Source organism: Micromonospora pisi (assembly GCF_003633685.1).
GTDB classification, from domain to species: Bacteria; Actinomycetota; Actinomycetes; order Mycobacteriales; family Micromonosporaceae; genus Micromonospora_G; species Micromonospora_G pisi.
On record NZ_RBKT01000001.1, the window covers coordinates 5689863 to 5715721 of the forward strand.

Here is a 25859-nt window from a genome sequence, read left to right on the forward strand (position 1 = left end):
GACGTCGATGGAAAGAGGAGGGTGCTGCGGATGTCGGTGAGGGCGATTAGAAAAGCGGATCCTGCGGATGCGTCTGGTGCGCGTATCGCCTGGCTTTCGTGCCACGGCTACGTGTGCGTTTCGCGCGTTCCCTGTTCGACTCGTTGCTGCTTTCTCTAGCTAAGACGACGCTCCGGCCTTCCTCAACGCGTCTCATTACTAGGTTGCGCAGTTGGGTGACGCTGGTCCCGACGGTTCCGGTAAGTCCATGTTTGACCAGTTCGATGAATTGGGTGTTGACGAGGTGGCGCTCGACCTGGTCGTACCCGAGGAGTCGGGCCTGGCTTCCTGTTCTGCTGCCCAAAGTGCAATCGTCGGCAAGGAGTAGGCGAACGTAGGAGACCGGGAGGTACATGCCCGGTGTAAGCCCCTTAAGCGAGGGTGAGTCGTATCCGGCGGGCCAGTAGGCAAGCTTGAGAAAGCAGGGGTCTTTTCCGAGTCGCCACTCGGCCGGTCGTTCCGGTGTACCGCTAAGTCGGGTCAGCTCTTCAAGTCGATCGAGTTGCCGGAGCAGCCTGTCGTCAACGCGCGTCGAACGCTTGTGTGGGTCGAGGCGTTTGTACTGAACAAGCACGAAGCTTTTCGTCGGCTCGTGGTAGTAAATCATGTCGGTTCCGAAACGAGCTTCGACTCTCGTTGCGTTGACATTCACCACCTCCAGGCGCCGACCTTGGTCGTCTTGCAGCACGTGGATGTCGCACCTGCCATCATGCTGGCTCAGCCACTCGCGGGACAGGCCGAACGCATCTCCGGTGACACGTATGTCGTGATCGATTAGGCTGTGCTCCACGGGCTGAGGTATTAGCCCGGCGAGGTAGGGCGCATCCCTCGACTCAGGGCGCCGCCAGGCCGCGAAGGCGGCGCTTGGAAAGTCCGCGATGCGTACGACGGTGCGCGTGGCGTCCTGCTGCTCCTGCCACGCCCGATCGGCGGCGTCGTCGCTGTTCAGTGCCGGAGGGCTTGCCTGGGCGATTAACCAGTCCAGTAGGGGTATCAGTCCCGGATGCATTGTGCGGAGGGCCCTGTCGAACGCTTCCCAAACCGTGCGATTGCATTCGCCTACTCCGCCGTGCGGAGCGCCTCGCTCAAAATCGTCTCGCAAGTTCTTTGGCAGAAGTGTGAGTAGCCCTTCCTGTCCGTCGAGGAGAATCAGCTCGCGGCATTCCCGTAGCGGATCTACGGTAATGCTTTTATCCACTGCGCCCACTACGCCGTGTTTGTCGACAACTCCCAACCATGCGAGATGGCGAAGTCCTTCGTTGTCGCCCGGTTTGCCCAGCACTAGGACCAAGGGTGGACCGGCCATCGTTGAGTCTAGGGGCACTCCTTTCGGAAGGGCCTTGGTGAGTCGCTGTTCGATTCTCAATCGTTCCTTCAGCGATGCCAGATTGTCGGAGTCGAGCGTTACAACGTAGGCCACAGTTGCAGCATATCGTCGTTGCTGACAGCGGCCTGGGGGCCCGCGCAGGTTCCATACGGGCGACGAGTCTACGTTTCGGGCGGTACGGGCGGGCCTCAGTCGATCTGCGCAAATTAAGGACCAGGCGGGGGTAGCCGCAATGCCGTGCTAACGGTCGTTCGGGGCAGCTGGCGTGCTTCCGAGCAACCGGTCGAGGTGCTCCGACAACTCTGCTGCCACCTGCTCCGGGTCGGCCAGGCAGCGCCATGCTGGCACCCGTCGGACGATTGTATGGTCGGCGGCGATATCGAGACGCGCGAGTACCTTGCGTAACGTGCGGCCGTCGGAGTCGCCCGCCGGGTCGTCGATGAAGAGGGCGACCTCCGAGCCGGCCCGCCGCACAACCAGGTCGGCGGTTTGCCCAGACACGATGACGTCCCGCTGGACGGCGAGGCCCGCCTTTCGTAGGGCAAGATGAAGCCGGTCGGCGGGTCCCGGCGTGGCGTCCGACGCAGCCACGGGTGGCCGTGGGCCGGCGGCCAGGGCGGTCAGCAGACCACGCTGACCGGACCACCACGACCGGTCGCCGACCACGACGAGCTGGGACCGGGCCCGGGTGATGGCGACATTCCACAGGTTCGTCTGGTGGACAAGCCAGTCCCGGGTGCGGTCGCGGATGCCGTGCGCTCCGACCGGCGAGACGACCATGATGTCGCGTTCGCTGCCCTGAAACCTGTGGATGGTCGCGCAGAGCAGATTCTCATCGAGGCCGGCGGAATGCAGGGCTGCGGCCAGGCCACGCTGATGCGCCGCCAGCGGTGTGACGACCCCGATCGACGCATCGGGGTACGACGCCCGCAGCTGCACCACCTCCGCCACCACCTCGACGATCTCGGCGTCATTACGTCCCGACCCGGTGGGCCCATAATTGAACGTTCCCGCCACGTCCCGCCAGCGCACGGCTGGGTCGGCCCAGGCGGTGAGCCGGGCCGGGTTGGTCAGTACCGTGAGGCGGCCCTGGTACACCTCACGGTTGGGCACGTCGACGATGTCCGGATGGCACCGGTAGTGCTCGTCGAGGAGGTGGGTCGCGCCGGACGCGGCGGCAAACGCGTCGTATGCGGAATGGCGCGCGTAGCCCAGCCTGCGGGTGGTCAACCACCCCGTTCCCAGGCCGGCTTTGGCCTGCTGCGCGAGGTCATCGGCCTCGGGAAGGTCGACGACTGGCGGGAGCTGGCGTGGGTCTCCGATGATTAGCGCACGCTTGGCGCGGTAGAGCATCGGCAGGATCGCCGGCACGGTGCACTGGGCCGCCTCGTCGATCACCACCAGGTCGTACATCGCGGGAATCCTGCGCAGCCGCCGCGCGGACAGTGCGGTGACGGCCCAACCCGGTAGCACCCGTAGCAAGTCAGGGAAGTACGCCCAGCTGTCGGACTGCGGCTTGGCCATTTCATCGGCCCGGTTCTGCAGCAGCCGTACGTCCGCGGCCACGCGTCGGGCGATCTGGGCACGTAGTAGCCCAACGCTGACGGCGGGTCGATCGGTGCCGACAAGTTCGACCAGTCGTCGCCAGGACGCGTCGGTTTCGGGCAGCTCGGCGAGGCGCTGCCGACGTTCCCGCCAACGCAGCTCGATCACGGCCCGTTCGGCGAGTGACCCGATGGCGTCGCGGTCGGCTACGCCGTGCCGGCGTAGCCGCCACCGGTACCACCAGCCGAACCATCGGCTCGCCAGGGCGCGATCGGTCAGGTGGACGAGCTGCGTCAGGGCGGTGTCGTCGGCCGGCAGGGGAACCACAGCGGCCCGCTCGGCCTGGCGTTCAAGCGCCAGGTCCGCCAGGTCTCGCTCGATCAGGCGCCGCTCGTCCAGGGTCCGTCGCAGGTCGCCGGCCTCGTCGGCCAACAGCCGCAGTTCGTGTACGGGCGTACGCTCGTCCAGCTCCCGGAGCTGCTCTGCCGGCGGATAGGCCGCAAGTATGTCCGAGATGTGTTTCGGCTCCTGTAGCCGGTGTTCCTTGTTACCGGTACGCAGTATCAGGCCGGGACCGATTAGGTCGATGACCCGGTCGACCACGGAGTCGACAGCCTGGTTGCTGGTGGAGCCGATCAGCACGCTCTGTCCGGCGGCTGTGGCGGTAGCCAGCAGGGCGGTGAGCAGCTGACTCTTGCCTGTTCCGGGTGGGCCCTGCGCGACGGTCATCCGCTGTGACATGGCCGCTTGAATGATCTCTTCCTGTGCCTCGTTCACGGGGCTCAGGGTCACCGTCAAAGCCGGCGCTGGGACGACGGCGGCCGAGCGCAGCGCCAGCGCGCCCAGTGCGGTTCGCTCGATGAGTTTCGGGTTTTTGACCATCCCCTGCAGGTCCTCGACGAGCTGTCGCTGCGGCGAGTCTGCGGCGTCGACCGTGTAGAGCACCGCCGCGTTCTGCACCCGGTCTAGCGGCGCCGGCCGCACGGTACCGGAGAGCGTTGCCGCGTCCAGGTCGACCACCGGGGTCAGGCCAAACGTCTTCATCAGCAGATCGACGGTGGCAGCGAGGGCTTCCGGGTTACCAGGAACGAAGACCTGCTCGATTCGCAGCACCAGCTCGTCGGCCTCCACCTCGGAGAGCTGAAATAAATCGAGCAGCGCGGGGCTCGGGCGGGGTGGGAACATGGGGTGCAGGACGTCGTCCGTACCCACGGTCACGTCGCAGACCAGCAGTGGGGCGAGCCGTACCGGCTTCTGCCTGCTGGGGCGTACGGCAACAACCGGATAGCCGTACTGCAACTCCTTACCGTCGGCGCGGGCCCGGGTGGCCAACGCGGACGCGCGACCACTGAGCTGCACCGGTGCGGTGGCCGTAAAGACGGCCTCGGCGCCGGACGGGGCCGGGATGTACGTGTCGCTCGCCTGTGGGTCGATGAAGGACTGGAGGGCGGTCGAACGTTGCATACAGTTGATGTAGTACGCGACCAGTCGACGCCATTGGTCGGTATCGAAGGGGGCGTCGTCTGTAGGGGGCTCGACGGCGACCATGGTCTGACGGGCGGCGGCTTCGGAGCCCGGCGCGGCGACCAGGCGAATCGGCTCGGAGACGCCCTCGCTCGACTCGACCGGTGTGTGCTGCCGGCGCCGAGCCATTTCGGCCAGAACGTACCGGGAAAGATCATTGGTAGTGATCCAGCCGTCGTCCGCCGTCCCCGCGGCCGCACCCCGCAGCCCATCGAGGAGCACCTCGGTGAAGACCGACGGGCGGTTCGAGTCCTGCGCCTTTGACGACTTCATGTGATTGCTAGAGGTCAGAATGACAGTGCCACGCTCGCGCTTGGCGCGACGCGGTTCCTCGCGTACGCCGCCGCGGAAGCGGTGTCGTGCGGTGAAGGCGCCCGAAAAGCAGCAGTCGAGCAGAACCACCTTCTGACTGGCCTTGGTGATGTTGAGAAGGTGGCGCAGGGTGCCGTCAACGTCGAAGGCCGTCGTGTGTGGTTGGCCGACTACGGTGTCCGTAGCGGCCAGAAACAGCGACTGCTGGTCGTCGTGCAGCACCCCGTGGCCGGAGTAGTAGAGCAGCGCCAGGTCGCCGGTGCGGCGTGCGCCATAGAACTCTTCGATTGCCTGGCGCAGGTGCGCGGCTGGCAGATCCAGCCCGTCGTCCACGGTGTCGAATCCGCCGGAGCTGTCCAGCAGAGTCTTGAGCTGCGTCAGGTCCTGACGTACGGATGGGAGCGGCTGGAGCTGGCGGTCGGCGTGGTGAACGGCGGTTCCGAGCAGCAGCGCATGGCGGCCCATCAGCGAGACCGATCGATTGCGGCCTGGATGGTCCGGATTAGCTCGGCGGTCTCGTTATGGGTTGGCTGATCGATGGTCAGCTCAATGTCGCCCACCCGCAGGTGGACGCGGCGGCCGGTGTGACGCTGTAGGAACGCCACAACCAGGTCAACCATGGCCTGCACGTAGCCTGGGTCGACACCTGCCAGCACGGTCACGGTGTTGAGCGTGAGCTCGGCGATGCCCTTGTTGTCCGTGCCCGAGACCTGCTTTCGGACACGCTCTACCAGACCGATCTCGCGGAGCTGGTCTGTCAGCTCCTCGGTCAACTGGTCGAGAACGAACTCGTCGTCCTCGACCAGCGGCGTGAAGTTGATCTGAATGCGAACGTACGACACCCGACCTCCCCGTCCTCAGTCATCAGAGGCTACGGAGGGGCCGCCGGGAGCGGTTGAGTTTGTCGGCTATCGGATGAACTTCCGGTCGGCGTTGACGGGCGTACGCGTCGCAGCGGCGATTGCAACCGGGATCGGACGCCGCCGGCCCGGCGTGGATCGGACCTACCGCTGGACGTGTCGAAAATTGGTGTCGAGACTTGCCGACGTCCCGAGATTGTGTTGGCGGGTGCCGGCAGCTCGTCCCGACAACGAGGTAGAACCCGCAGACTGCGTGCGCCAATTGGCGGCACCGCGGTTTTGCCTGCTCACCGTCTGGGTCATCGCATCGTCTCCCGGCTCCCCGTCCGTGGACGTACCCGGGCCTCATGTCGAACTTCTATGTCGTGGGTATTCGACACGCGGTTGTAGGGCTTAGCTGAAGTGGTCGCGCAGGGCTCCCCGGCGAAACGCCACCAGGGTGAGCACTTCACTCGAGGCTTGTGAACCCACCGTGGTCTGGGCGAGCTTCCTCAGTATGAAGGGGTTCCACAGATGCCAAAGCAGTACCCGAGGGATGCACGGAATCATGCGGCGCGATTGGTTATCAAACGACGTCTGACCGTCAGCTACGGCTGCGACGGACTCGGCCGCCGCTCCAACCGCGAAAACGCAGGCACCAACAGCAAATTCCTGTATGACGGCACCGACACACTCGGCGGACGCTGGATCGACGCCGTTGAACTCCGCCACGGCCAATGGCTCAAAACCTCCGCCGGCCACCTCGTCCAAGTCGCAGGTACCAACGCCCACACCCAACACGCAACCGTCTACAACCTCAGTTTGATTGGGAAGGTGCGGATAGCTGGCTGGGCCGCCTTGAGGGCGGGTGCGGGATGTTGCCGCCCTGGAGTGTGCGCGTCCTATGGCAGGAAGGGACTCGCCGTCCCGTTCCAGGAGACATGCAGCGCTTCCCGGGCCCGGGTGCAGGCGACGAAGAGCACGCAGCGTTCGCGGAGCAGGTCGCTGTCGTGCTGAATGCGGTCTACCTCTGGTGGGGTGATCTCCTTGGCGAAAGGCACCGCCTTGGCGGTCACCCCCAGCACCGCGACGCAGCGGAACTCCAGACCTTTCATCGCATGCATGGTGGCGAGGCGTACGCCGTCGACGTCCGCACCGGGCTGGTCCTTCACCCGGACGGTAGGAATTCCCGCCCCTTCCAGCTCGTCGCCCACCCGGTCCAGCAGCAGGTTGAACCGGGTGCAGACGGCGATCTCGCTCGGCCTGACTCCCTGGTCGAGCCATTCCCGTACCCGTTGCGCCAGCGCTGAGACCTCGTCCTGCTCGCTCGGGTGACCTCCGGCGTACGGACGCCTGCCGTGCAGCAGAGAGCGGTATCCCGCGAGGCTGTCGCTGCCCTCCCCGCCGAGGTCCTCGACCCGCGAACCGTCGAGTAGCCCGGTCGACCACGTGAGGATCTCCTCGGTGCTGCGGTAGTTGACGCGTAGCCGGCTGCTGCGCCCGGCGGTGGCGATGCCGAGGGCGCCAAGCGCTACCCGCGAGTCGTAGATCCGCTGATGCGGGTCACCGGTGATGAACAGGTCGTTCGGCCCGTTGGGTACGGCCGCGCGCAGCACCCGCCACTGCGCGGGGTGCAGATCCTGTGCCTCGTCGACCACCACGTGCTCGAAGCCGTGCGTGGCGAGATCGGCCTCGCCCAGCAGCCGGGCCGCCTCGGCGCAGAGTTGCAGGTGGGTGCTGGTGCCGGTCGCGTTCAACTCGGCCTGGAAGACCCCGATCGCCTGCCAGACGCGTTCCCGCTGCCGGGGGCCGATCGTCGAGCCCCGGCCACGCCGGACGACCCGCTGGTATCCGGCCAGGTCGTCGATCTGGTGGGCGAGGATGACGTGCCGGAACTCCTGGGCCAGGAACTGTTCCGTCCAGGGCAGGTCGAGCTGGCGGCGTACGCGTCGCCAGACCTGCCGTTCGTCGGCGTCGCCGATCAGGGACGGCACCCGCCCGACCAGGTTGCGGACGGTACGCACCGCGAAGGCGTTCACGGTGGTCACCTCCACCCGGTCGAGCTGTTTCGCGTCGTGGTCGAGGAGCAACGCCAGGTTTTCCCGCAGGGTCCCGGCGAGCGCGTTGGTGTAGGTGGTGAGCAGCACCCGGCTGTCGGGGGAGCGGGCGAGCAGGTGCTTGACCCGGTGCAGCGCCACCACCGTCTTGCCGGTGCCGGGTCCGCCGGTCACCTGCGCCGGCCCGTTGTACGAGCCCCGGTAGGCGACCCGCCGCTGGGACGGATGCAGGAAGACTCGCCACGCCGCGAACGGCTTCTCCAGGATCTCGGCCAGGTCGTTGGCGCTGGTCACGAGGGTGATCCGGCTGGTGGTGTTGGCGATCGCCATGGCGAGGCTGTCGACCGTGTGATCGTCGGCGTCGGCGGGCCGACGTTCGGCGACCACGTCCCGGTAGACCTCGTCGGGGGTGAAACCCTCGGCGAGGTATTGCAGGACCTCGAACTGGTCCTCCGGGAAGAGCGCGCTGAACGCCTCCAGCTGCGGCTTGTCGATGATGGTGCGTACGGCGCGGAGCACCTGGTCGTCGATGCCGAGCTGGCGCAGCACCTTGTCGGAGCGGTTGGCGAAGAGCAGCGCCGACGCGTTCGCCGCAGCCTGTTCCAGCGCCGGGGTGAGTTGTTCGATCGCGACGACGTTGCGCACCTCCAGCGCCCGGGTGGCGGTGTTGACCGTGTAGAGGCGCTTCGCCGCCCACCCGTACGCGTCGTTGTGCGGCACGACGTAGAGCAGGAGGAACGTGTCGCTGCCGTCGTCCGGGGCGAGCACCACACCGCGCCAGAAGTCGCTGATCCGGATGGTCCGCATGCGCGGGTCCCGCGCGTTGTGGACCGATTCCAGGTGCAGACCCTTGTCGGCGTGCAGCTCGGCGATGGTGAGCTGCTGAAATTTCGCCATCGCCTTGCGTACTCCGGCTTTCACCGGTTTTTCGAGCACGTCGTAGCTTTCCCAGAAGCTGTTGGCGAAGGCGAGTTGCGGCACGGGCGGGACCTCCGGCGTGGTCGATCGATGACGGCGGAAGCGACACTACCCATCGCGTACGAGTCGTGACGGCCCGGTGGGGCACCTACACGCGTCCGAAGTCGCCTTCGGGTTCGCGGTGGAGGATTTCCAGCAGCGCTGGGTCGCTGTGCACCTCGGCGGTGTGCCGCCACTGGATCAGCAGGACGGCTACCGGGGTCAGGTTGTCCAGGGAGGAGGCCCCCTGCGTCACCGTCACCAACTCGGACAGGAGTTGGTCGACGTCTGGCTCGGGGAGCGCGGTGACCCACGGCAGTGCCTCGGCCAGGACTCGGCGCACCGTATCCGAGGCGTCGGACCGGATCAGGCCCGGGAGCAGCCGTGCGCTGAAGTCGGCGCCCGGCGGTTCGCCGGGCGCCGTGCTTCCGGCGTACGGTGTCAGCGCCTCGACCTGGCCGCGTGGATGAAGGCGGTCCAGGCGCCGGGGGAGAAGGTGAGCATCGGCCCGGCCGGGTCTTTGCTGTCGCGTACGGCGACGATGTCGGCCAGGTTGTCGGCGACCTCGACGCAGTTGCCGCCGTTGTCGCCACTGCGGGTGCTCTTGCGCCAGTGGGCGCCGGTCAGTTCAGCCATGGTAGATCTCCTCGATGGTTTTGTTGATGAGCTGTCGGGACTGCTGCTCGTTCAGGGCGAGCGTTTCGAGGCTGGCCCAGACCTGCTCGTAGGCGGCTAGTTCTTCCTTGCGGTCGAGGTAGAGCGCCCCGGTCAACGACTCGCTGTAGACGACCGAGGGTTCGGGTTCGACGCGTTTGCCGGGTGGGAAGTCGAGCAGCACGAAGGCCCCGGCGACCGTGCCGAAGTGCGGGCCGGCGGCGAGTGGCACCACCCGGATCGAGAGGTGGGGGAGGCGGCCCATTTCCAGCAGGTGCCGGAGTTGTTCCGCCATCGTCGCCGAGCCGCCGACAGTGCGCAGCAGCACCGCTTCGGAGAGCATGACGTCGAGCCGGGGCGGGGCAGGCAGCCGACGCCGGAGCAGGGCCTGCCGTCGCAGCCGCAGCCCGACCAGGCGCTCCCGTTCGTCGTCGGCCATGCCGGAGCGGTTGCCATAGAGCCCGAGGGCGTAGGCGCGGGTTTGCAGGAGTCCGGGGATCAGCGCCTCGTCGTGTTCCCGGAGTCGACAGGCGGCGGACTCCAGGCCGACATACAGCTCGAACCACTCGGGGACGGTGTCGCCGTACGAGTGCCACCAGCCTTTGGTTTTTGTCTCGCCGGCCAGGGCGATCAGCGCGCCGGTCAGCTCGGGGGTGGCGGCGTACAGCTCGCACATCGCGCGGACGTCGAGGGCCCGCACGGGGCCGAGGCCGTATTCGATCCGCCACACCTTCTGCCGGCTGCACTGCAACGCCTCCGACGCACCGTCGAGCGTCATCCGCGCCTCGGTGCGCAGCTCCCGCAGCTCCCGCCCGAGTTGCCGTCGAGGCACCGTCGACCCCATGTCGTCAACCATCCGCTCCCCGCCTCCCGCGCCACTCCGCCGCGCCGTCGCACCGCGAGGTCGCCTGAAGATCGGGTACGACATGCGCCACCGTCAGCCGCCGCCAGCGCACCGGCACATCCCCGTCCGGCGCCACCTGCCCGACCAGGTCAACCCCGACCTCCCCCGGCCGCAAGAACCACTTCCATCGCCTGCCCATGTCCCCCCTGCCGTCCTCGTACGACGAGCCTACCTCAGGCTAACTAGGATTCCTAGCAAACCCAGGGTTACTCGTCTACCTGCTGATCCAGAGTGATCCCATCAAGCTATGCCTTACGCCACGCCCCTCTGGAGATCCATACGTGATGATCTTCGGGCCAGGATCAAGGCGGGCTTGTTGAAGCCGGGTGAGAAGATCCCGACGACGCAGAAGCTCATGGATCAGTACTCGACAAGCTCCGCAACTGTTCGGAGAGCTGTAGACCTGATGATTGAGTCCGGCGAGCTTGTCGGCCGGCAAGGATTAGGCGTCTTTGTCGCTGACGCCTCTGAGCGAAATTCTTAATGCGCCAACGAAGGCTCCCCCCTCGATCCTTGATTCATCTATGGGGCCGCCGTCTCTCCTTTCGGGTCGCTAACCGTAGCCTGCTTCCGGCTTATTTATTGGTGGAAGCAGGACATGATCTCCGAATAGCAACCGCTGCTGCCTTCGGTTGAACTGGTCCATCATCAGATTGACGAGGTCAAGCGTTTGCTTGCCAGATGTAACGGCAGCCTTTCGTATATTGCGTCATGCTTTGTCGAACGCGTTCAGGACGAGGTCCCGAGTTCGGTAGGTGCCAAATTTGCGGTTTTCCTTACGTTCGAGTGTAGGAAACGTCGTAAGAATGTGTGCTAACTGAGTGCGACTGACCTTGAACACGTGCTTAGCAAGTATGGCGTCAATGGCTGCTTGCGCTTCGGCTCGGGCGTTGTCGTCAATGAGTGCTTCGGGTGAAATTTGTCCCTCCGGCACGGGGGGCACCCAATTGAACTGAGCCATCCTGTTCCAAAAGGGAGTCATTTCTGGGCCGGTGCATGTGAGGCGAAGGGTGAGTGGAGCAAGGCGGTCGACAATCGGGTTGCCCGGGTGAAGGCGTGGGAAGGGAAGACTATCGAGCACGCCCAGCTGAATATGCAGCGATACCTTTTTGCGAGCGAGGAAATCGAGGCATAGTGAATTCGCCGCACCTAGCCAGAGGAGATACGACCATTCGAACTCTTCCTCGAAGGTGATCGTTGGAACCGAATGGCCGCAGATTACTTGAGGTGGGATTAAGGTCGCTACTAGTGATCGCTCATTTCGGGGCGAGGTGACATCACAGAAACCTAAACGGAATCGATTGATGCGATCCTTGACCTTGTTCGGGATGTTTCGTGTCGGCACTACCCACTGTGGTGCTATGGCTTTCTTCGCGGAGCCAAACTCCAGTTCATCCCAGACTGCGGACCGGCCTCTGCCGGAGACGTAGGCCTTTGCTCGATGATCATACTGTGCTACCATCCTTCCTTCGTAGAGAGGGAGACCTGGTTCCTCGTCTGTATACCGATCACGGTCATTTCCCATGTGAATCTCTGTTTGGTATGCGCGACGTGGGTAATCATCCGAAATTATCGCGAAGGCCGGCCATTGGCGATATAGGTGATCAGTGATCTCGGCATCATCTCCTCCGATAGTGTCACTGATCGCCAGTGCCTCCTCCGATTGGCTACGTACGGTTTCAACCAAGAGTCGAGGCGGGTTCTCCAGCGCGGCAGCTAGGTCACCGGGGTCCTTGAGCTGGAATCCGACGGAGAATTCCGTTGTGCTGCCCGCCCGACGTGCTGAATAAGCACCGAAGCGCATGGTGCTATCGGCTCCGTCAAACCACTCTTCACCTTTGTTGATAAAGCCCAACATGAGCTTTAGCTCCCAACGGTTGAAGAGCTCAGCTCGGATCGCCTGCGCGTTGGCGCCGTTATAGATGCCCGACGGCGTGACCTGTGCAACTGTACCGTCTGGACCGGTCAGGGCGAGGGCGGTCTCCACGAACATTCGATAAACGTTGAAGTCGCCCTTACCTAGGTTGCCCTGAGAAAATAGGCGATAGCGCTCGCTCCGCTTGATGAAGTGGACCAAGGCATAGATGTCACGTCGTGACGTCTGCCACCGTTCCTGGATTGCCGGGCTTTGCGTAAGTCGGGCGACGGCTGCTTGGCGCTCATCCTTTTTCAGGCCTCGGAAGTTCGGGTCGTAAGTAGAAAAGAATTCCTTTTCGTCTGGGCTTAAGGTGTCCCAGGGGGGATTTCCTAGTAGGCATGAAAAGCCGCCTGTCCATCCAGGGGAATCTGCCTTCTCGTCATCAGAAGACACCCGGAATATTTCGGGAAATTCGAGGTGCCAGTGGAAAAAGCTGTATCTGTCAGCTAGTTCCATGATCTTTTGGCGTGTTTCCTTCGGAATTCCATCACCGTCTTGGGTCGTTAGAGCTCGAAAGATCTCTTGTGTCACCGGACGTGGAGCATCCTTCGTCTTCTCCCAAAAGAAAGAGGAGCACCAGGCGTCGGCTACGTGAACGGCATGTAAGAACGTTTGGGTGTTCTGCAACCTGTGGAACGCTGCGGCTTGTGCCCGTACGTCTCTCAAAGTTTCGGCCCTGCGGGTGGTGATGCTGTGTAATTCGTCTGCGAAAGTTGCATTAGAGATTGGAATTTCGCGCCTGGTATCGGACAGAAAAAGGGTCACGCGGCCTTCGTGTTCCCTTTTGTTGATGCTTTTTAGGTCGGTGGCGAAGTATTCGTCGTCACCCTCGATTGAGGTGAATGCAACTGTGGGGATTCCCCGAGAAAGGAGGGCGGGCGTTGCTCCAACGAGCGCATTTCCCTGTTTGATGTGAGCATCGAGAAAGCCCAATGGTTTGCCCGGCTCCAGCGCCTCCAGCCATAAAGACACCTTGGCTAGCTCGACCGCCATTGGATTCTTGTCTACGCCGTATATGCAGTGAGTTACCACTTCCCCCATTGCTCCACGCAGGGCTTCCGCGGTCGGTTCTGGACTACTTTCCCGAATTGCCGCGAGCCGCTTCGCGATGCGGCGAGCGGCGGCGACGAGAAAATGACCCGATCCACAGGCGGGATCACAAACCGTCACTCCCAGGAGTTCCTCGATAATGAAGGCCGTTTGGTTAGCGTTTGCCGACAAATCGGCCCGCCTAAGGCCTCGCTCCACGGCGTCGTTTAGTACGGGGTCGAGCGCGGAATCGAGTAGGCACTCGATGATCGCGGAGTGGGTGTAGAAAGAACCTGTAGTTTTCCGTGCATTGCCACCGACTTCAACCATCTGAGCGGCACGCTTGTTGGCAGATGAAATTAGGCGGAGTTCAAGTAAAAACTCATAAATTGATCCAAGTTCATCTGCACCTAAATGTTGGTAGTCTATTGCGCGGTAGCGATTTGAGTTCGTGTCTCTTATTTGAGATATCTGTCGGATAGCAGACAGAAGAGCCTGGTTCGAAAGTGAAAGGCCGTCCAGTGGTCGGTCTGCGTCGGTTTCCTCAAATATGCCACCGAGAGCCGGAAGTCCTAGTTCTGCCCGCCCCTCGTTCCTCCCCAAGCTGTCCAGAACAAGTCTCAGGGCCAGATATAGGTCCGTATGTTGACTGCCTCTTCGTCGCCGTGCGACCTGCCGTAGTCGAGCGGTCGACGCATATTGCGCATATCGTTGTGCGATCTTCGCGTCGGTGCTTGGGGGGTGCAGAATGCCACGGTCCTCGGCCACGAAGACGAAGAGTAAGCGATAGACGAAGCGTAGTAGCGCGTGTTGTAGCGCGTCTGTATCTAAGTCCTTTCGAAGGCGATCGTTGGCTGGATGCTGCAAGAATCCCGTCGCGAGCAACGCGATAGCTTCCTGAACTCCAATACGAATCTGCTTAAGCGCCCGGATGCCTGTCTGAATTGCTTCCGTGCGCCACTTCTCCAGCCAGCAGGTCGACGGGGCGGTGCCTTCGGCCACGTCGAAGCGGGAGACGTGCAGCAGGCGGTAGAGCAGGACGAACTCGCTGAACAGTTCGCCGTCGAAGATCGCTTCCAGGTCGAATTCGACGTACGCGGCGGTCGCGAGCGCGCTGGAGTCGCGCAGCAGCCGAAGCTGGCGGCCGTTGGTGAGCACGGCCCACAGGTGCGACTCGGAGCGGTTCAGGCACTCCTGCACCAGCGACTGCGCCGGCACCGTCCCGGCACCGCCGGACCGCTTGTCCAGGATCGCGTTCCAAGGGATCAGATGCAGCGGTACGTGATTCCAGCGGTGACTGATCGCGAACGTCTTGCCGCCGTCGTCGGCGGTGATGCCGGGGGCCCCGATCTCGGTCAGCCGGCCGAAGCCCAGCTCGGAGAAGAGGGGTTCGAGCCACTGCGTGACGGCGAGCCCGGTCGGGTCGGCCGGGGCTGCCGCCTCCTGGGCGACCGGGAGCTTCTGCCGCAGGTCGGCCCAGACCGACTTGAGATAGTCCCAGTGCCGTTCGGCGTCGTCGCGCACCGACCGGGTGCCGACCAACCGGTAGTCGGCGGGGGAGGAGCCCTTGACGTCCCGGCCCTCGGAGATCCGGACCAGCATGTCGGCGGGAATGAGCCCACCGATCGTGTGTACGGCGGAAAAGACCTGGTTGCGGGCGATGGCGGACATCAGGCGTTGCCTCCGGCAGCGGCGACGGTGGGGGTGGAGGAGACCGGCAGGTAGACGTACGCGCCGAGGATGTCGGCGGGCCGCTGCGCGGTGACGTTGACGCCTCGGACGATCTCTCCGGCGGCGCTGCGGACCCGGCGGTGCGAGGCGAGCAGTTCGGCGGCCAGCTCCTCGCCGTACGCCTCCAACCGGCCGTTGACCTCGGGCAGTGCGTCGAGCAGCCGGCTCATGGTCCGTTCGCCGAACGTGGGGTCGGTGTTCTCGTCGGCGGTCGCCTCGAGCAGCGCCAACGCGTCCTCGGTGGAGAGCCAGTCGGCGTTGCCGGGGGAGCCCCGGAAGGCCAACAGCCGGGCGTCCTCGGCGACGAGCTGCCGGGTGTCGGCTCGGGACGGCAGGGTCAGGTGGAAGCGGTAACGGACCAGCAGCAACGTCGTACGACCCGATACCGCCTGGGTGCGGATCACGCCACAGCGGCGGGCCGGGCGTGGGCCGGCGGCCTGGTCGTCCAAGGCGGCGTTCAGCACGTAACCGGCGAGTGCCACCACCGCCGGATCGGTCCGGACGAGTGCGGCCTCACCGCGCGCGACGGCTGCCGTGGCCCGGAACGGCACCGGGCGGCCCAACTCGACGGCGTCGCCGCCGAGCACCGGCGCCAGCGCGTCGCGTAGCCCCGCCGGGGTGCCGCTCACGTCCGCGCTGAAGTCGCCGACATTGTCGGGATCGCCGCGCAGCACCCCGCCGAGCGCCCCCAGCGACTCGCGTACGAAATCTTTGATCTCACCGGCCCGGCCCAGGGTGTCGCGGATCGCGGCGACCTCCCGGGCGACCTCCTCCGGGTGGATGGAACGCTGGGCAAACCGGGACCGGGACGTTTTCTCCCGCTCCGCCGCCGACTGCCACTCCGCTGCCAGCTTCGCGGCCCGCTTGTCGACCTCGCGGTACTCCGCGACGTCGAAGAGGCTCGCCTGTGCCTCCTGCCGGCCCCGCAGCAGCAGCCATTCGACGATCGCGTTGGTGACCCCGCTCGACGCCGCGTCCGGGACCGAGACGGAGACGCCGAGGTCCTTGCGGATCTGCCGGTGCTTGCGGATCAGGACGTCGAGGACCAGGCCGTCGATGCCGTTGTCGCCGCCGTAGAGGGTGATGACCCGGACGATGTTGCGCCGCTGGCCGTACCGGTCGACCCGGCCCTCGCGCTGGTCGTGCCGGGTCGGGTTCCAGGCCAGGTCGTAGTGGACCACGGCGTCGAAATGATGTTGGAGGTTCACGCCCTCGGAGAGACAGTCGGTCGCGATCAGGACCCGCCGGGCTGCCGGGTCGTCGCCAGCCGCCTCGGCCAGCTCCTCGATCCGTTGCAGCCGCTGCTGCGGGGAGAGCGTGCCGGTGACCGCCCGCACCACGGTCTTCTTGCCCAGCTTGCCGTCCAGGTGCTCGGCGACATATTCGGCGGTCGGGATGTAACGGCAGAAGACGATCGGGTGATAGCCGTCCTTGAGTAGCTCCTTGAGGTGCTTGACCAGCTCCCGCAGCTTCCGGTCCTCGTCCGGGCCCTCCAGCTTCGCGGCTCGGTCGGCCAGCTCGGCCAGCCGGTTGCCGGCGACCAGGGTCGGGGCCCCGCCGGGACCACCGGCCTCGCCGGTGTCCGCGCCCGGTGCCACGTCGAGCCCTTCCAGGGCGTCGCTGTCAGCGGAGTCGCTGGTCAACGGGGCGCCGAGCCGGTCGGCCTCCTCGGCGGTGTTGGCCGTCGCCGCCGCCGAACGGGTCCGCAGCGTCTGGGCGGCGGCGCGCGGCGACGAGACCAGCGAACGCAGCAACGCGATCGCCGACCACCAGGCAATCCGGGCCTCCCGCCGACCCTTGCGGTCCGCGGCGGTCACCCGCTCGCTGGCGTACGCGATCGCGTCGTCGAGCAGAGCCCGATACTCCGGCGAAAGCTTGTACGTCTCATCCCGGAAAAGCCGGTCGGCCGGGAAAGCGGTCTCCTCGGCGAGGCTGTTGTCGGCCAGCCCGTCGTCCTTGGTGAGATATTGCCGCACGTCGGCCCGCCTGCGGTGGACGAAGTGCGCGGCCAGCAGCCGCCGGCCCGCCTCCGAGTCCAGCTCGACCGTGGCCAGCTCCGGCCGGATCAGGCCGAGCAGGTTCCGGAAGGCAGTCTCCTTGCCGCTGTGCGGGGTCGCGGTCACCAGCAGCAGGTGCCGCTCGGTGTCGGCGGCGATCCGTTGCAGCAGCTCAAAGCGGAGCTGGTTCTGCGTCGAGGTGGTGTCGTCGGCGGCAACGCAGGTGTGCGCCTCGTCCACGATTACCAGGTCCGGGCAGTGCCGGACGAAGTCGTCGCGGTGCCGGGTCGACTTGATGAAGTCGGTCGAGACCACCACGTACGGGTGCTTGTCAAACAGTGACTGGCCCAGATCCAACCCGCGCTCCAGCCGGGAGACCGTGGAGGCGAGCACCAGCTCGGCATCGATGCCGAACTTCGTCCGCAGCTCCTCCTGCCACTGCTCGGCCAGGGCCGGCGCACACAGCACGGCGAGCCCTCGGGCGCTGCCCTGGGCGAGCAGCTCACACGCGATCAGCCCGGCCTCGACGGTCTTGCCGATGCCGACATCGTCGGAGATCAACATCCGTACGGTCCGCTGCCGCAACGCCATCAGCAGCGGAACGAGCTGATAGGCACGGGGCTCGACGGCGATCCCGGCGAGGGAGCGGAACGGGCCGGCGCCGGAGCGGAAACCGACCCGCAGCGCGGAGCGGAGCAGCCCAGCGGCGCGGGCGTCACCGAGGTCGCTGGCGGACGGGGGTGCGAACTCGGCGCTGCGCACCTGCTCGAAGGTCGGGAAGACGGCGGCGATGTCGTCGTCCGACCCGCCGAGCGGACGAAGCACCAGCATGTCGGCGGCGCTCTCCGGGAGCACGACCCAGTCCCGGCCACGGGCGGAGACGAGGGAACCAACGGCGTACGGGGTGGTCATCAGGAGGGGGCTTCCTGTCGAGGGGGAGGGGTGTCGTCGGTGCGGCCGCCGGACAGGGGGGTGCCGGGGCAGCCGACCGGGAGGTCAGCCGCTCACGCCGGTCCCAAAGTAGGTCGGGTGCCGCTTCGCGATCGCCGACCAGTCGGCGTCATGCGGGAACCGGACAACCTCCCAGCCGCGGTCGTACAGACGCTCCTCCGCCTCACGGTCGCGCGCGGTGATTGCGGCGTACTCGTGGACCGGCCCGTCGACGAAGACCGCGACATTGGCGCCGGGCAGCCGAAAGACGAAGTCCGGGTGGGCCAGCGCCTCTGGCAGGAAGACCTGGGCGTCGTCCGGCAGACGCAGGCCGCGCTCCTTCAACCAGGTGATGAACTTGGCCTCAAGTGCGGTGTCCGAGTGGCTGGTCAGTCGGGCCAACTGCTCCGTCCGGGATTCCCCCGCGCCGGTCGTCCTTGCCTTGCCGGCGGCGAAGCGCAGCAGCAGGTTTCGGACCTTGTGCCGGTCGATGAGCGCGTGGTTGAGCTGGTTGCCATAGGTGAGCAGGCACTCGTAGCAACCTCTTGCACACGGACGGTCGGGGTGCGGGCCGCCCCGGTCGGTGCCGTCGGCGTCGAAGTGGCAGATCGCCAACGCCTCGGCGGCGGCCCGGGCCAACGCGCCCCGGTCGGACTGCATCAACCGCAGCACCCCGGCGCCGCCCTCGGCCGCCTCGGTGAACAGGATCCGGTCCCGAGGGCCGTCCACCGGCGGCAGCAGCTCACTGGTCAGCTCCGAGTCCTCCAACTCGAAGGCGGCCTCGATGCCGCGCTCCAACGCGTACATCAGGGAGACCGCGACCGGCTCCGACAGCGGCTCGTCTAGCTTCAGCACCAGGATGTTGCGCCGGTCCTCGACGTACGGGATGACCCGCTTTTTACGGCGCTTCTCGTTGCCGGCGGTGTCCACGACCGGCATCTCACTGGAGTCGCCGGACGCTTCACCCGCATCCCGCTCGTTCATCCAGCGCCCGTCGGCCGGGTCGAGCCAGAAACCGTCCGGCTCTTTGGGCTTGACCCGCACTCGGCCGATGTTGGTGATCCGTACGGTCGCCGAGTCGCCGTACGACAGGGTGGCGAGCTGGCCGGCGCCGTCGATGACGATCGCGTCCTGCCGGCCGAGGCGGGCGCCGTGGTCCTGGAAGCGGTAGGAGGTGACAAGCCGGAAGCCAGCACGACGCCGCTCCTCCTCGTCCGAGGAGATCCGCTCCCGGCGTTGGGTGTAGACCGTGTGCAGTTGCAACATGCCGGGGGTCGGGGCCGGCAGCGGTTCGTGGCACATCTGACACCGGTCGGCGCGGTCCCGGACGTCGTGGTGGTATCCACACCGCTTGCACCGGGTGGCCTCCGTGGTGACCACCTCGCCCGAGGAGTCCGGCGGCAACTGGATCCGGGTGACCTGGTAGCGGGACCCCTCGTGGTAGATCAGCGCGCCCGGCCCGAACTCGCGGATCGCGAGGAACCGGGGCCGCTGAAGGTAGTCACCCTCGCCGAACCGGCGCCCCGAGGTCGGGATGTACGCGGCGAGCGGCAGCCGGGGGAACGAATAACCCGGCAGGAAACCCTCACTGGCCAGATAGCGGTACGGGTTGAAGTCCGAGAGCACCGACTTGCTGTCCACACTCTCGTTCTTGAGCAGGTTGAGCTGCGTCTCGGCCTCCCGCCGCCGGCCGACCGCGTGCTTACGGTCCCGCTCGGAGAGGGTGTGGTCCAGCACCCGTCGGTTCTGCTCGGCCTGGTCGACGAGGGCGGCCTTGAACAGGTCCCGCCAGCGGTCGAAGGCCTCCCCGAACCGCTCGGGCGCGGTCCGGACCTTGTCCTCGATCCACTGCTCGTCCCACCAGGTGGTGGCCCGGAAGTCGGTCAGCAGGCCGCCGAAGACCTGCCGGGCGGCCACCGCGGCCCGTCGTTGGGCAGCGGTGTCACGCAACGCCGCCTCGACGTGATCGAGCAGTTCGAGCCTGGGGTCGGGCTTACGGGCGTCCTCGGCATAGCTGATGTCGATCACGTCGGGGATCGCACGCCCCAGCTTGAGCCCGGTTTCAGCGAGCCAGATGGCCTGCACATGGGAGCGGACCAGGTCCTCGTTCGCGAGGTCGAGCCGGGGTGGGGCGACCGCCCCGGCGACCATTCGCTCCGAGCGGCGGAAATAGTACTGGTCGTGGCTGTTGCCGGTGGCGCAGTAGGTGGTGACGAGTGCGGGTTGTCCCGACCGGCCGGCCCGACCGCTGCGCTGCGCGTAGTTGGCCGGCGTCGGCGGCACGTTGCGCATCATCACCGCGTTCAGCTCGGAGATGTCGACGCCCAGCTCCATCGTCGGCGAGCAGTAGAGCAGCTTAAGCTCCGCTTTGCGGAACGCCTCCTCGCGTTTCTCCCGCTCCTCGGGGGCGACCTGCGCGGTGTGCTCGCGGGCGGCGAGGCCACCGAGAGCGCCGGCCGCGTTCCGGTACAGGTCCCGGAAGAAGACGTTGACCCGTGGGCCGTCGCCGCTGGCGTAGGTGCGGGTAAGCGGGTCATGGGCACCGGTCTCGCCGGTCCCGGCCCGCCAGATCAGACAGGCCGCCGATACGCGGTAGCCGGTGACGGCCGGGCCGGCCGCTCGGGCGAACCGGCCCGCGCGCTGCGGGGTAGCCTGGACCTTCTCCACGAAACCCGCCTTGGCCAGCACCTCTAGCAGCTCCGCGATGATCTGCTGGCTCTCCTCGGTCGGCTGCGCCGAGCCGAAATGCACCCGCCGCAGATATTTTCCGAACTTGCCGCGCCCCGACAGGAACAGACCGGAGCGGTCCAGACCGGGCTTCGAGCCCTGCGGGTACGCGGTGCCGACCCGGGGTTTGTCGCTGGTGGTGAGCCCCCAGGGATCGATCAGGCGTTCCTCGCTGGCCCGCTGGAGTGTGTCAAAATCCTCCCGGAAGTGCTGCACGTCGATCGCCAGCGACCGGCGCATCTCGTCCAGCAGCGTCCGTATGATCTCGGCCCGCTGACCGCCCTCGGCTTCACGTAGCAGCCGATGGCAGCCGGTCCACCGTTCCTGCTGGTCGGCGAGCCAGTCGAGGTCGGCGTAGTCGATCTGGAGCAGGCCAGTCTGCTCCAGGTTGGGCATGGTGACCCGCCAGCCGCGTTCGAGGTCCAGATAGAGCCGGAACGCGATGACGTCCCGCAGCGTCTTCGCCGCGTTGCGGGCCAGCATGGGGGTCGGGTCCGGGGCGCTGACATAGTCGGCGATCTCCAGGTTGAGCGCCTCGGAGACCTCCTTGGCGAGGTCCTCGTGGGCGATGCCGGTCTCGCCGGCCTTGACCGCCGCCTGGTAGAGCGCGCCCCGGAGCTGAACGACCTGTACGAAGTCGTTGAAGTGACCGGCCTGCAGCGAAGCGTCCTGCCGGTTATCGACAAAGGTCAGCAGCTTGCGGGCCTTCTTGTCCAGCGCCTCGGCCGGCGCCTCCTTCAGCGAGCGGACGATGGAGGCGGAGACCAGCGAGGTCGCCGACGAGCGGCCCTCCTGGTCTAGGGTCGCCAACTTGGCGAAGTCCCGGCCCCGAGTCTGCTCGTAACTCACCCCGCAGTGCAGGCAGAACAGAAACGGCGAGGGGATGAAGGCTGCCTTCAGCCCGCCACGTCCCTCGAAGCCGTACGGGTCAACGGTGATCGCCTTCGGCAGCCGGGGCCGGTACGACTCACGGACCAGCTCGTTACCCTGCTCGTCGGCTTCCAGCCAGGAGTCGGGCAGCCGGCGGTTGTCGATCGCCTGTTGCGCGTTATCCGGCCAGGGACGGTCGGAATCGATGTAGAGGTAGCCGTCCCCGGCCCGTCCGCCCGACGCGTTGGTGTCCCGGCGCGGCTCGAAGAACACACTGCCGTGCTTCTCCGTACGCCACACCGTGAGGTATTCCTGGCCGCACTCCCGGCAGAAGGCCAACGGCAGCAGGATCTTTCCGTCAGTGCCGGGTTGGACGAGCTGATAGTCCCGGGTTCGGTACCGGGTCTGCTTGTCTTCGAGGGTGACGTAGACTGTGTCGCCCTTGGAGAGGAACTGGTGCAGCCGGAAGGCGAACAGCGGGCGCTCAGTGACCGGGTTCCGCGCCTCCGAGCCGGCCTTCAGGGTGTCCCGGATCGCCTTGACGCAGTCGGCCTCGGGCACCCCGCTATCCCGCGACAGTGCGGCGGCGGCTTCCTCGATCTTGGCGGGTTTTTGCCGTACGAGTTGCCCGGTCGAGTCCGAGGTCAGGCCGAAGTGGGTTTCGATCCACCGGGCCAGCGGGTCCTTCACCAGGTCGGCGTAGGCACGCGGAGCGTCCGGGGCCAGGAGCCGATCGGCCGGGACTGTCGCCGGCGCCTCGTCGGTGGCGCGGACCAGCGTTTCGCCGATGATGTTCTCCTCGGCCACCTCGGTGCCGAACAGGGTGCTGGCGACCCGGGCGACCACCTTCCGCTGGTCCTTCGCGCTGCCCTCGCTGGAGATGGTGGCGGAGGTGCCGATGCACTGAAGACTTTCGGCCTGGCAGGCCTCGCGCACTCGCCGGATGAGCAGGGCGACGTCCGCGCCCTGACGGCCCCGGTAGGTGTGCAGCTCGTCGAAGACGAGGAACTCCAACCCCTTCGCCATCTCGATCAGCGAGCTTCGGTCACCCGGACGGGTGAGCATCAGCTCCAACATCACGTAGTTGGTGAGCAGGATGTCCGGTGGATTCCTCCGAATCTCCTGACGCTGCTCGTCGCCCTCCTGACCCGTGTACCGGGCGTAGGTGACCGGCTCGTGGCCGGCGCCGTAGCCGTCACGCAGGTACTTGTCGAGCTCCTTGAGCTGGCTGTTGGCCAGCGCGTTCATCGGATAGACGATGATCGCGCGTACGCGCTTGCGGGCCGTGCGTGGCTGCCGCTCTCGGTCCCTTAGCACCTTATCGACGATCGGCACGATGTAGGCGAGCGACTTTCCTGAACCGGTGCCGGTGGTGAGCACGTAGGAAGCGCCCGACGCCGCCACGTCGATCGCCTCACGCTGGTGACGGTGCAGGGTGAGCGGACGCCCGTCGCACTTAGAGCTGCCCTCGGTCTTCTTCGCCTGGAAGATTCGGGCACACTCGGGGTGCAGCACCCCGCTGGCGGCGAGCTCGGAAACACTGCCACCGGAGGCGAAGAACGGGTTCAGCGACACCCACGGATCGGGCCACTGCGATTTCGCGTTCAGCGCGTTCTCGACGAAGGCGGCGATCCGCCCGTCCCGGATCACCGTGCCGCCCTCGGTGAACGCGCGGTAATCCTCGATGAGCTTGCGATGTACGCCGAAGACATCCATGCTGGCGCCGCTTAACCGGCCTTCGGTGGTGTACGCCGGCCCGGTGCCAGGTCCCGAGACCCGGTTCTCGGCCCGCACGGCCGCCAGGTGGCGTACCGGATCGAAACCTTCCCAACCGATGACCGATGCCTCGCCGAGGGCAAGCGGCAGCAGCGCCTCCCGGACCGCGACCGCGTCGGCGGGCCGATCGGCTGGGTCCTTGGCGAGCAGCCGTTCGACGAGCCGAGCCAGATCGCTCGGTACGTCGCGCCGGAGGAGCCGCACCGGAGGCACCGGCTCTTTCTGGTGCTTCTCCCCGAGCTCATAGGCGGACTCGCTGACGAAGGGCGGAGCCCCGGTCAGCAACTCGTACAGCACGCAACCGAGCGCGTACAGGTCGGCGGCCTGGGTTACCGTCGAGGAGGTGAACTGCTCCGGCGCCATGTAGCGGGCCGTCCCGACCGTTACCCCGGTGCTGGTCAGACGGCCAGCCTCGATGTCGTCGACGATCCGCCCCATCCCGAAGTCGAGGACCTTGACCACTCCGCCGCGCAGCAGCATCGCGTTCGCCGGTTTGAGATCGCGGTGGATGACACCGACGCGGTGCGCGTCGGAGAGGCCGTCCGCGATCTGCGCGCCGAGGGCCGCCACCCAGGAGACAGGCAGCTGTGGATATTCGGCGATCAGGTCTCGCAGGGTCTCCCCGTCGAGCAGTTCCATGGCGAGGTAAGGAAGGCCGTTGTCGTCCACACCGCCCGCGATGGTGCGGGGGAGGTTGGGATGGTTGAGCCCGCGCGTGATGCGGACCTCGCGGGCGAAACGTTGGACGGCGTCGTCATCGGCGCGAGAGTCGATGAGCGCACCAGAGCGGCTGCGCAGGACCAGCTTTACCGCGACCACGCGGTCCGGAGAGCCCTCAGCAATCTGCGTATCTTCGGCCCGGTGGACCTCTCCCATGTTGCCCTTGCCGATCGCCCCCAGGAGACGGAACCGACTCGCCACCCAGTCCGGGTTCACAGAAGCTCCTCGCTCGCACTCGCTGGGCCAGACGGCCGACCAGCATTGGCAGATCCTGCCTGGACGTCCAAAGTCGACAGAGGCACGTTTTGCCAGAATACATCGATGGATGGCGCAATGGCGTCCGCGATCCGGCCGGCCTCGGCCGAGTTAGGCCAGAAAATCTGGGCAAGTAGCCGATGGCGCTGACTACGAGCTCGGGTCGCCCGGGAGCCGACCTCGCGGCGATTGACTGAGTGAATTCGGGAAATTCAAGTCACGATTACTCTAAGCGACCGAGATGGCTCGTACTCGAGGTCGATCCTGCGATTCATCATTGGAGGCCGTCGGCGCCCGGGCAATCCCGGTCACCCTGACCGCAAGCCGCAATGTCGTGGCCCCGCCGGTCAACGCCCGCTAGGCATTGATCAACGGCGCCGTGCGCTCCCCGCGCGATCATCAACCACGTCCGCCGAGTGGGGCCAGTCGGCCGGAAGCGGCTACGTCCCGGCCGGTGCCCCGATATGGTGTGGCGGTGGGACGCCAGCCGGCGGAAAAGCCGGTGACCTGGGAAGAACTCTTCTTCGACCTGGCCTTCGTCTTCGCCCTCACCCAGTTCTCCCACCTGCTGCACGAGGAACACACGTGGGCAGGGCTCGGCAAGACCCTCATCCTCTTCATCAGCGTCTACTGGATCTGGGGCGGGGTCGTCCTCTACACCGACCAGCAGGACGTCGGCAGGTCGCCGGGGCGGGCCGTGGTCCTCGCGCTCGGCTTCGGCAGTCTGCTGCTGGCAATGACCATCCCCGAGGCGTACAGCGACCGTGGTCTGCTCTTCGTCTCTGTCACCCTGGCCGGCCGGATCCTGCTGGGTGTCGTGACGTTTCGTAGCTTGCCCGTCTGGTGGGGCTTTCTCCACGGACCGCACGGGGTGGTCCTGGTGACCGGGCCACTGCTGCTTGCCGGCGCCCTGACGGAGGGGGCGCCCCGAATCGTGCTCTGGGCGGTCGCCGCCTGTGTCGACCTGTTGAGTCCCCGGTTGGCCCGCCGGACGGTGGGGAAGATCCGGGTCCAGCCACGGCACTACACGCACCGTTATGGGCTCCTGATCATGCTCGTGTTCGGTGAGTCCGTGATCGAGGTCGGTGCCGTGTCCGTCGGCGAACCGTTGACCGCCGTACGGGTGACTGCCATGGCCGCCGCGTACGGCCTGGTCTGCGCGCTCTGGTGGGTGTACTTCGGGTACGGGGTGTCGGCATTCCGGCGGGCGTTGGAGCGGGCCGAGGACCAGGCGCGCCTGCGGCGGGCGATCCTGGTCTACGGGCACCTGCTGTTCAGTCTGGCGATCATCGGAATCGCCGACGGGTTGGGCGGTGTGGTGAGACAGCCGGAGGAGCCGTTGCCCGGCGGCGAGGTGGGCCTGTTTTTCGGCGGTGCCGCCCTCTTCCTGGCCACGTTCGCCTACGCCGGATGGCGAATCCGTCGGGGGGTCGCGTGGCGGCGGGTCGGTGCGAGCGTCACCTGCCTGGCCCTGCTGCCGGTGGGCGCCCTGCTGCCGGCGTTGGCCGCACTCGGGGTGCTGATCCTGGTGGTGGTCGGGCTCGGCGTGACAGAGGAGATAATCCGGCGCCACGCGGTGGCTGGCTCCGGGGTGAGCCGGCCGGGCCGGCGCCCCGACCCGAGTTCTACGGAGGAAAACGACCACGGCGCCCCGGACCAACTGGACCGGGGCCCGGTGGCGGGCGACTGAACAAATGAGGCACTGAACCAGTCGAGGCCCGGTCGTCGGTGACCCGGACGGGTTCCGT

The 25859-nt window shown here is 66.3% G+C and carries 13 protein-coding genes; 2 read left to right on the top strand and 11 right to left on the bottom strand.

Annotation, left to right across the window (positions count from 1 at the left end):
• Positions 1-46: 46 nt before the first annotated feature.
• The 8 genes from BDK92_RS24400 to BDK92_RS24430 form a co-directional block, all read right to left on the bottom strand.
• Positions 47-1459, bottom strand: coding sequence for a hypothetical protein (locus BDK92_RS24400; RefSeq protein ID WP_121158798.1), 1413 nt, complete (start codon positions 1457-1459; stop codon positions 47-49).
• Positions 1460-1606: 147 nt separating this feature from the next.
• Positions 1607-5212 (bottom strand): caspase, EACC1-associated type, encoded by a 3606-nt coding sequence (locus BDK92_RS24405; protein WP_121158799.1) that lies wholly within the window; start codon positions 5210-5212, stop codon positions 1607-1609.
• A complete protein-coding gene (locus tag BDK92_RS24410; protein WP_121158800.1) occupies positions 5212-5589 on the bottom strand; it encodes a hypothetical protein in 378 nt (125 codons plus the stop codon). The genes BDK92_RS24405 and BDK92_RS24410 overlap by 1 nt, the downstream gene beginning before the upstream one ends.
• Before the next feature lie 411 nt (positions 5590-6000).
• Positions 6001-6357, bottom strand: a complete 357-nt coding sequence (locus BDK92_RS38540) for a hypothetical protein (RefSeq protein ID WP_147457107.1) — start codon at positions 6355-6357, stop codon at positions 6001-6003.
• Between the two features lie 131 nt (positions 6358-6488).
• Positions 6489-8624 carry a UvrD-helicase domain-containing protein gene (locus tag BDK92_RS24415; protein WP_121158801.1) on the bottom strand — a complete coding sequence of 712 codons (2136 nt, stop codon included), beginning with the start codon at positions 8622-8624 and terminating at the stop codon, positions 6489-6491.
• Positions 8625-8709: 85 nt separating this feature from the next.
• Positions 8710-8943, bottom strand: coding sequence for a hypothetical protein (locus tag BDK92_RS24420; protein ID WP_211349357.1), 234 nt, complete (start codon positions 8941-8943; stop codon positions 8710-8712).
• Between the two features lie 98 nt (positions 8944-9041).
• Positions 9042-9236, bottom strand: coding sequence for a DUF397 domain-containing protein (locus BDK92_RS24425; protein ID WP_121158803.1), 195 nt, complete (start codon positions 9234-9236; stop codon positions 9042-9044).
• Positions 9229-10110 carry a helix-turn-helix domain-containing protein gene (locus BDK92_RS24430; protein ID WP_121158804.1) on the bottom strand — a complete coding sequence of 294 codons (882 nt, stop codon included), beginning with the start codon at positions 10108-10110 and terminating at the stop codon, positions 9229-9231. Before BDK92_RS24430 ends, BDK92_RS24425 begins: the two co-directional genes overlap by 8 nt.
• Before the next feature lie 295 nt (positions 10111-10405).
• Here BDK92_RS24430 and BDK92_RS24435 point away from each other — a divergent pair, with 295 nt between their 5' ends.
• Positions 10406-10642 (top strand): GntR family transcriptional regulator, encoded by a 237-nt coding sequence (locus tag BDK92_RS24435; protein WP_121158805.1) that lies wholly within the window; start codon positions 10406-10408, stop codon positions 10640-10642.
• Positions 10643-10867: 225 nt separating this feature from the next.
• Here BDK92_RS24435 and BDK92_RS24440 read toward each other — a convergent pair whose 3' ends face one another.
• From BDK92_RS24440 to BDK92_RS24450, 3 genes are all read right to left on the bottom strand, one after another.
• On the bottom strand, positions 10868-14776 hold the full coding sequence (locus BDK92_RS24440; protein ID WP_121158806.1) for an Eco57I restriction-modification methylase domain-containing protein: 3909 nt from the start codon (positions 14774-14776) through the stop codon (positions 10868-10870).
• Positions 14776-17745, bottom strand: a complete 2970-nt coding sequence (locus BDK92_RS24445; RefSeq protein ID WP_121158807.1) for a DEAD/DEAH box helicase — start codon at positions 17743-17745, stop codon at positions 14776-14778. The genes BDK92_RS24440 and BDK92_RS24445 overlap by 1 nt, the downstream gene beginning before the upstream one ends.
• 84 nt (positions 17746-17829) lie before the next feature.
• Positions 17830-24072 (bottom strand): protein kinase domain-containing protein, encoded by a 6243-nt coding sequence (locus BDK92_RS24450; protein ID WP_121158808.1) that lies wholly within the window; start codon positions 24070-24072, stop codon positions 17830-17832.
• A gap of 514 nt (positions 24073-24586) precedes the next feature.
• On the opposite strand from BDK92_RS24450, the gene BDK92_RS24455 reads away from it, so the two are divergent.
• Positions 24587-25801, top strand: a complete 1215-nt coding sequence (locus tag BDK92_RS24455; protein WP_170208671.1) for a low temperature requirement protein A — start codon at positions 24587-24589, stop codon at positions 25799-25801.
• Positions 25802-25859: the final 58 nt, after the last annotated feature.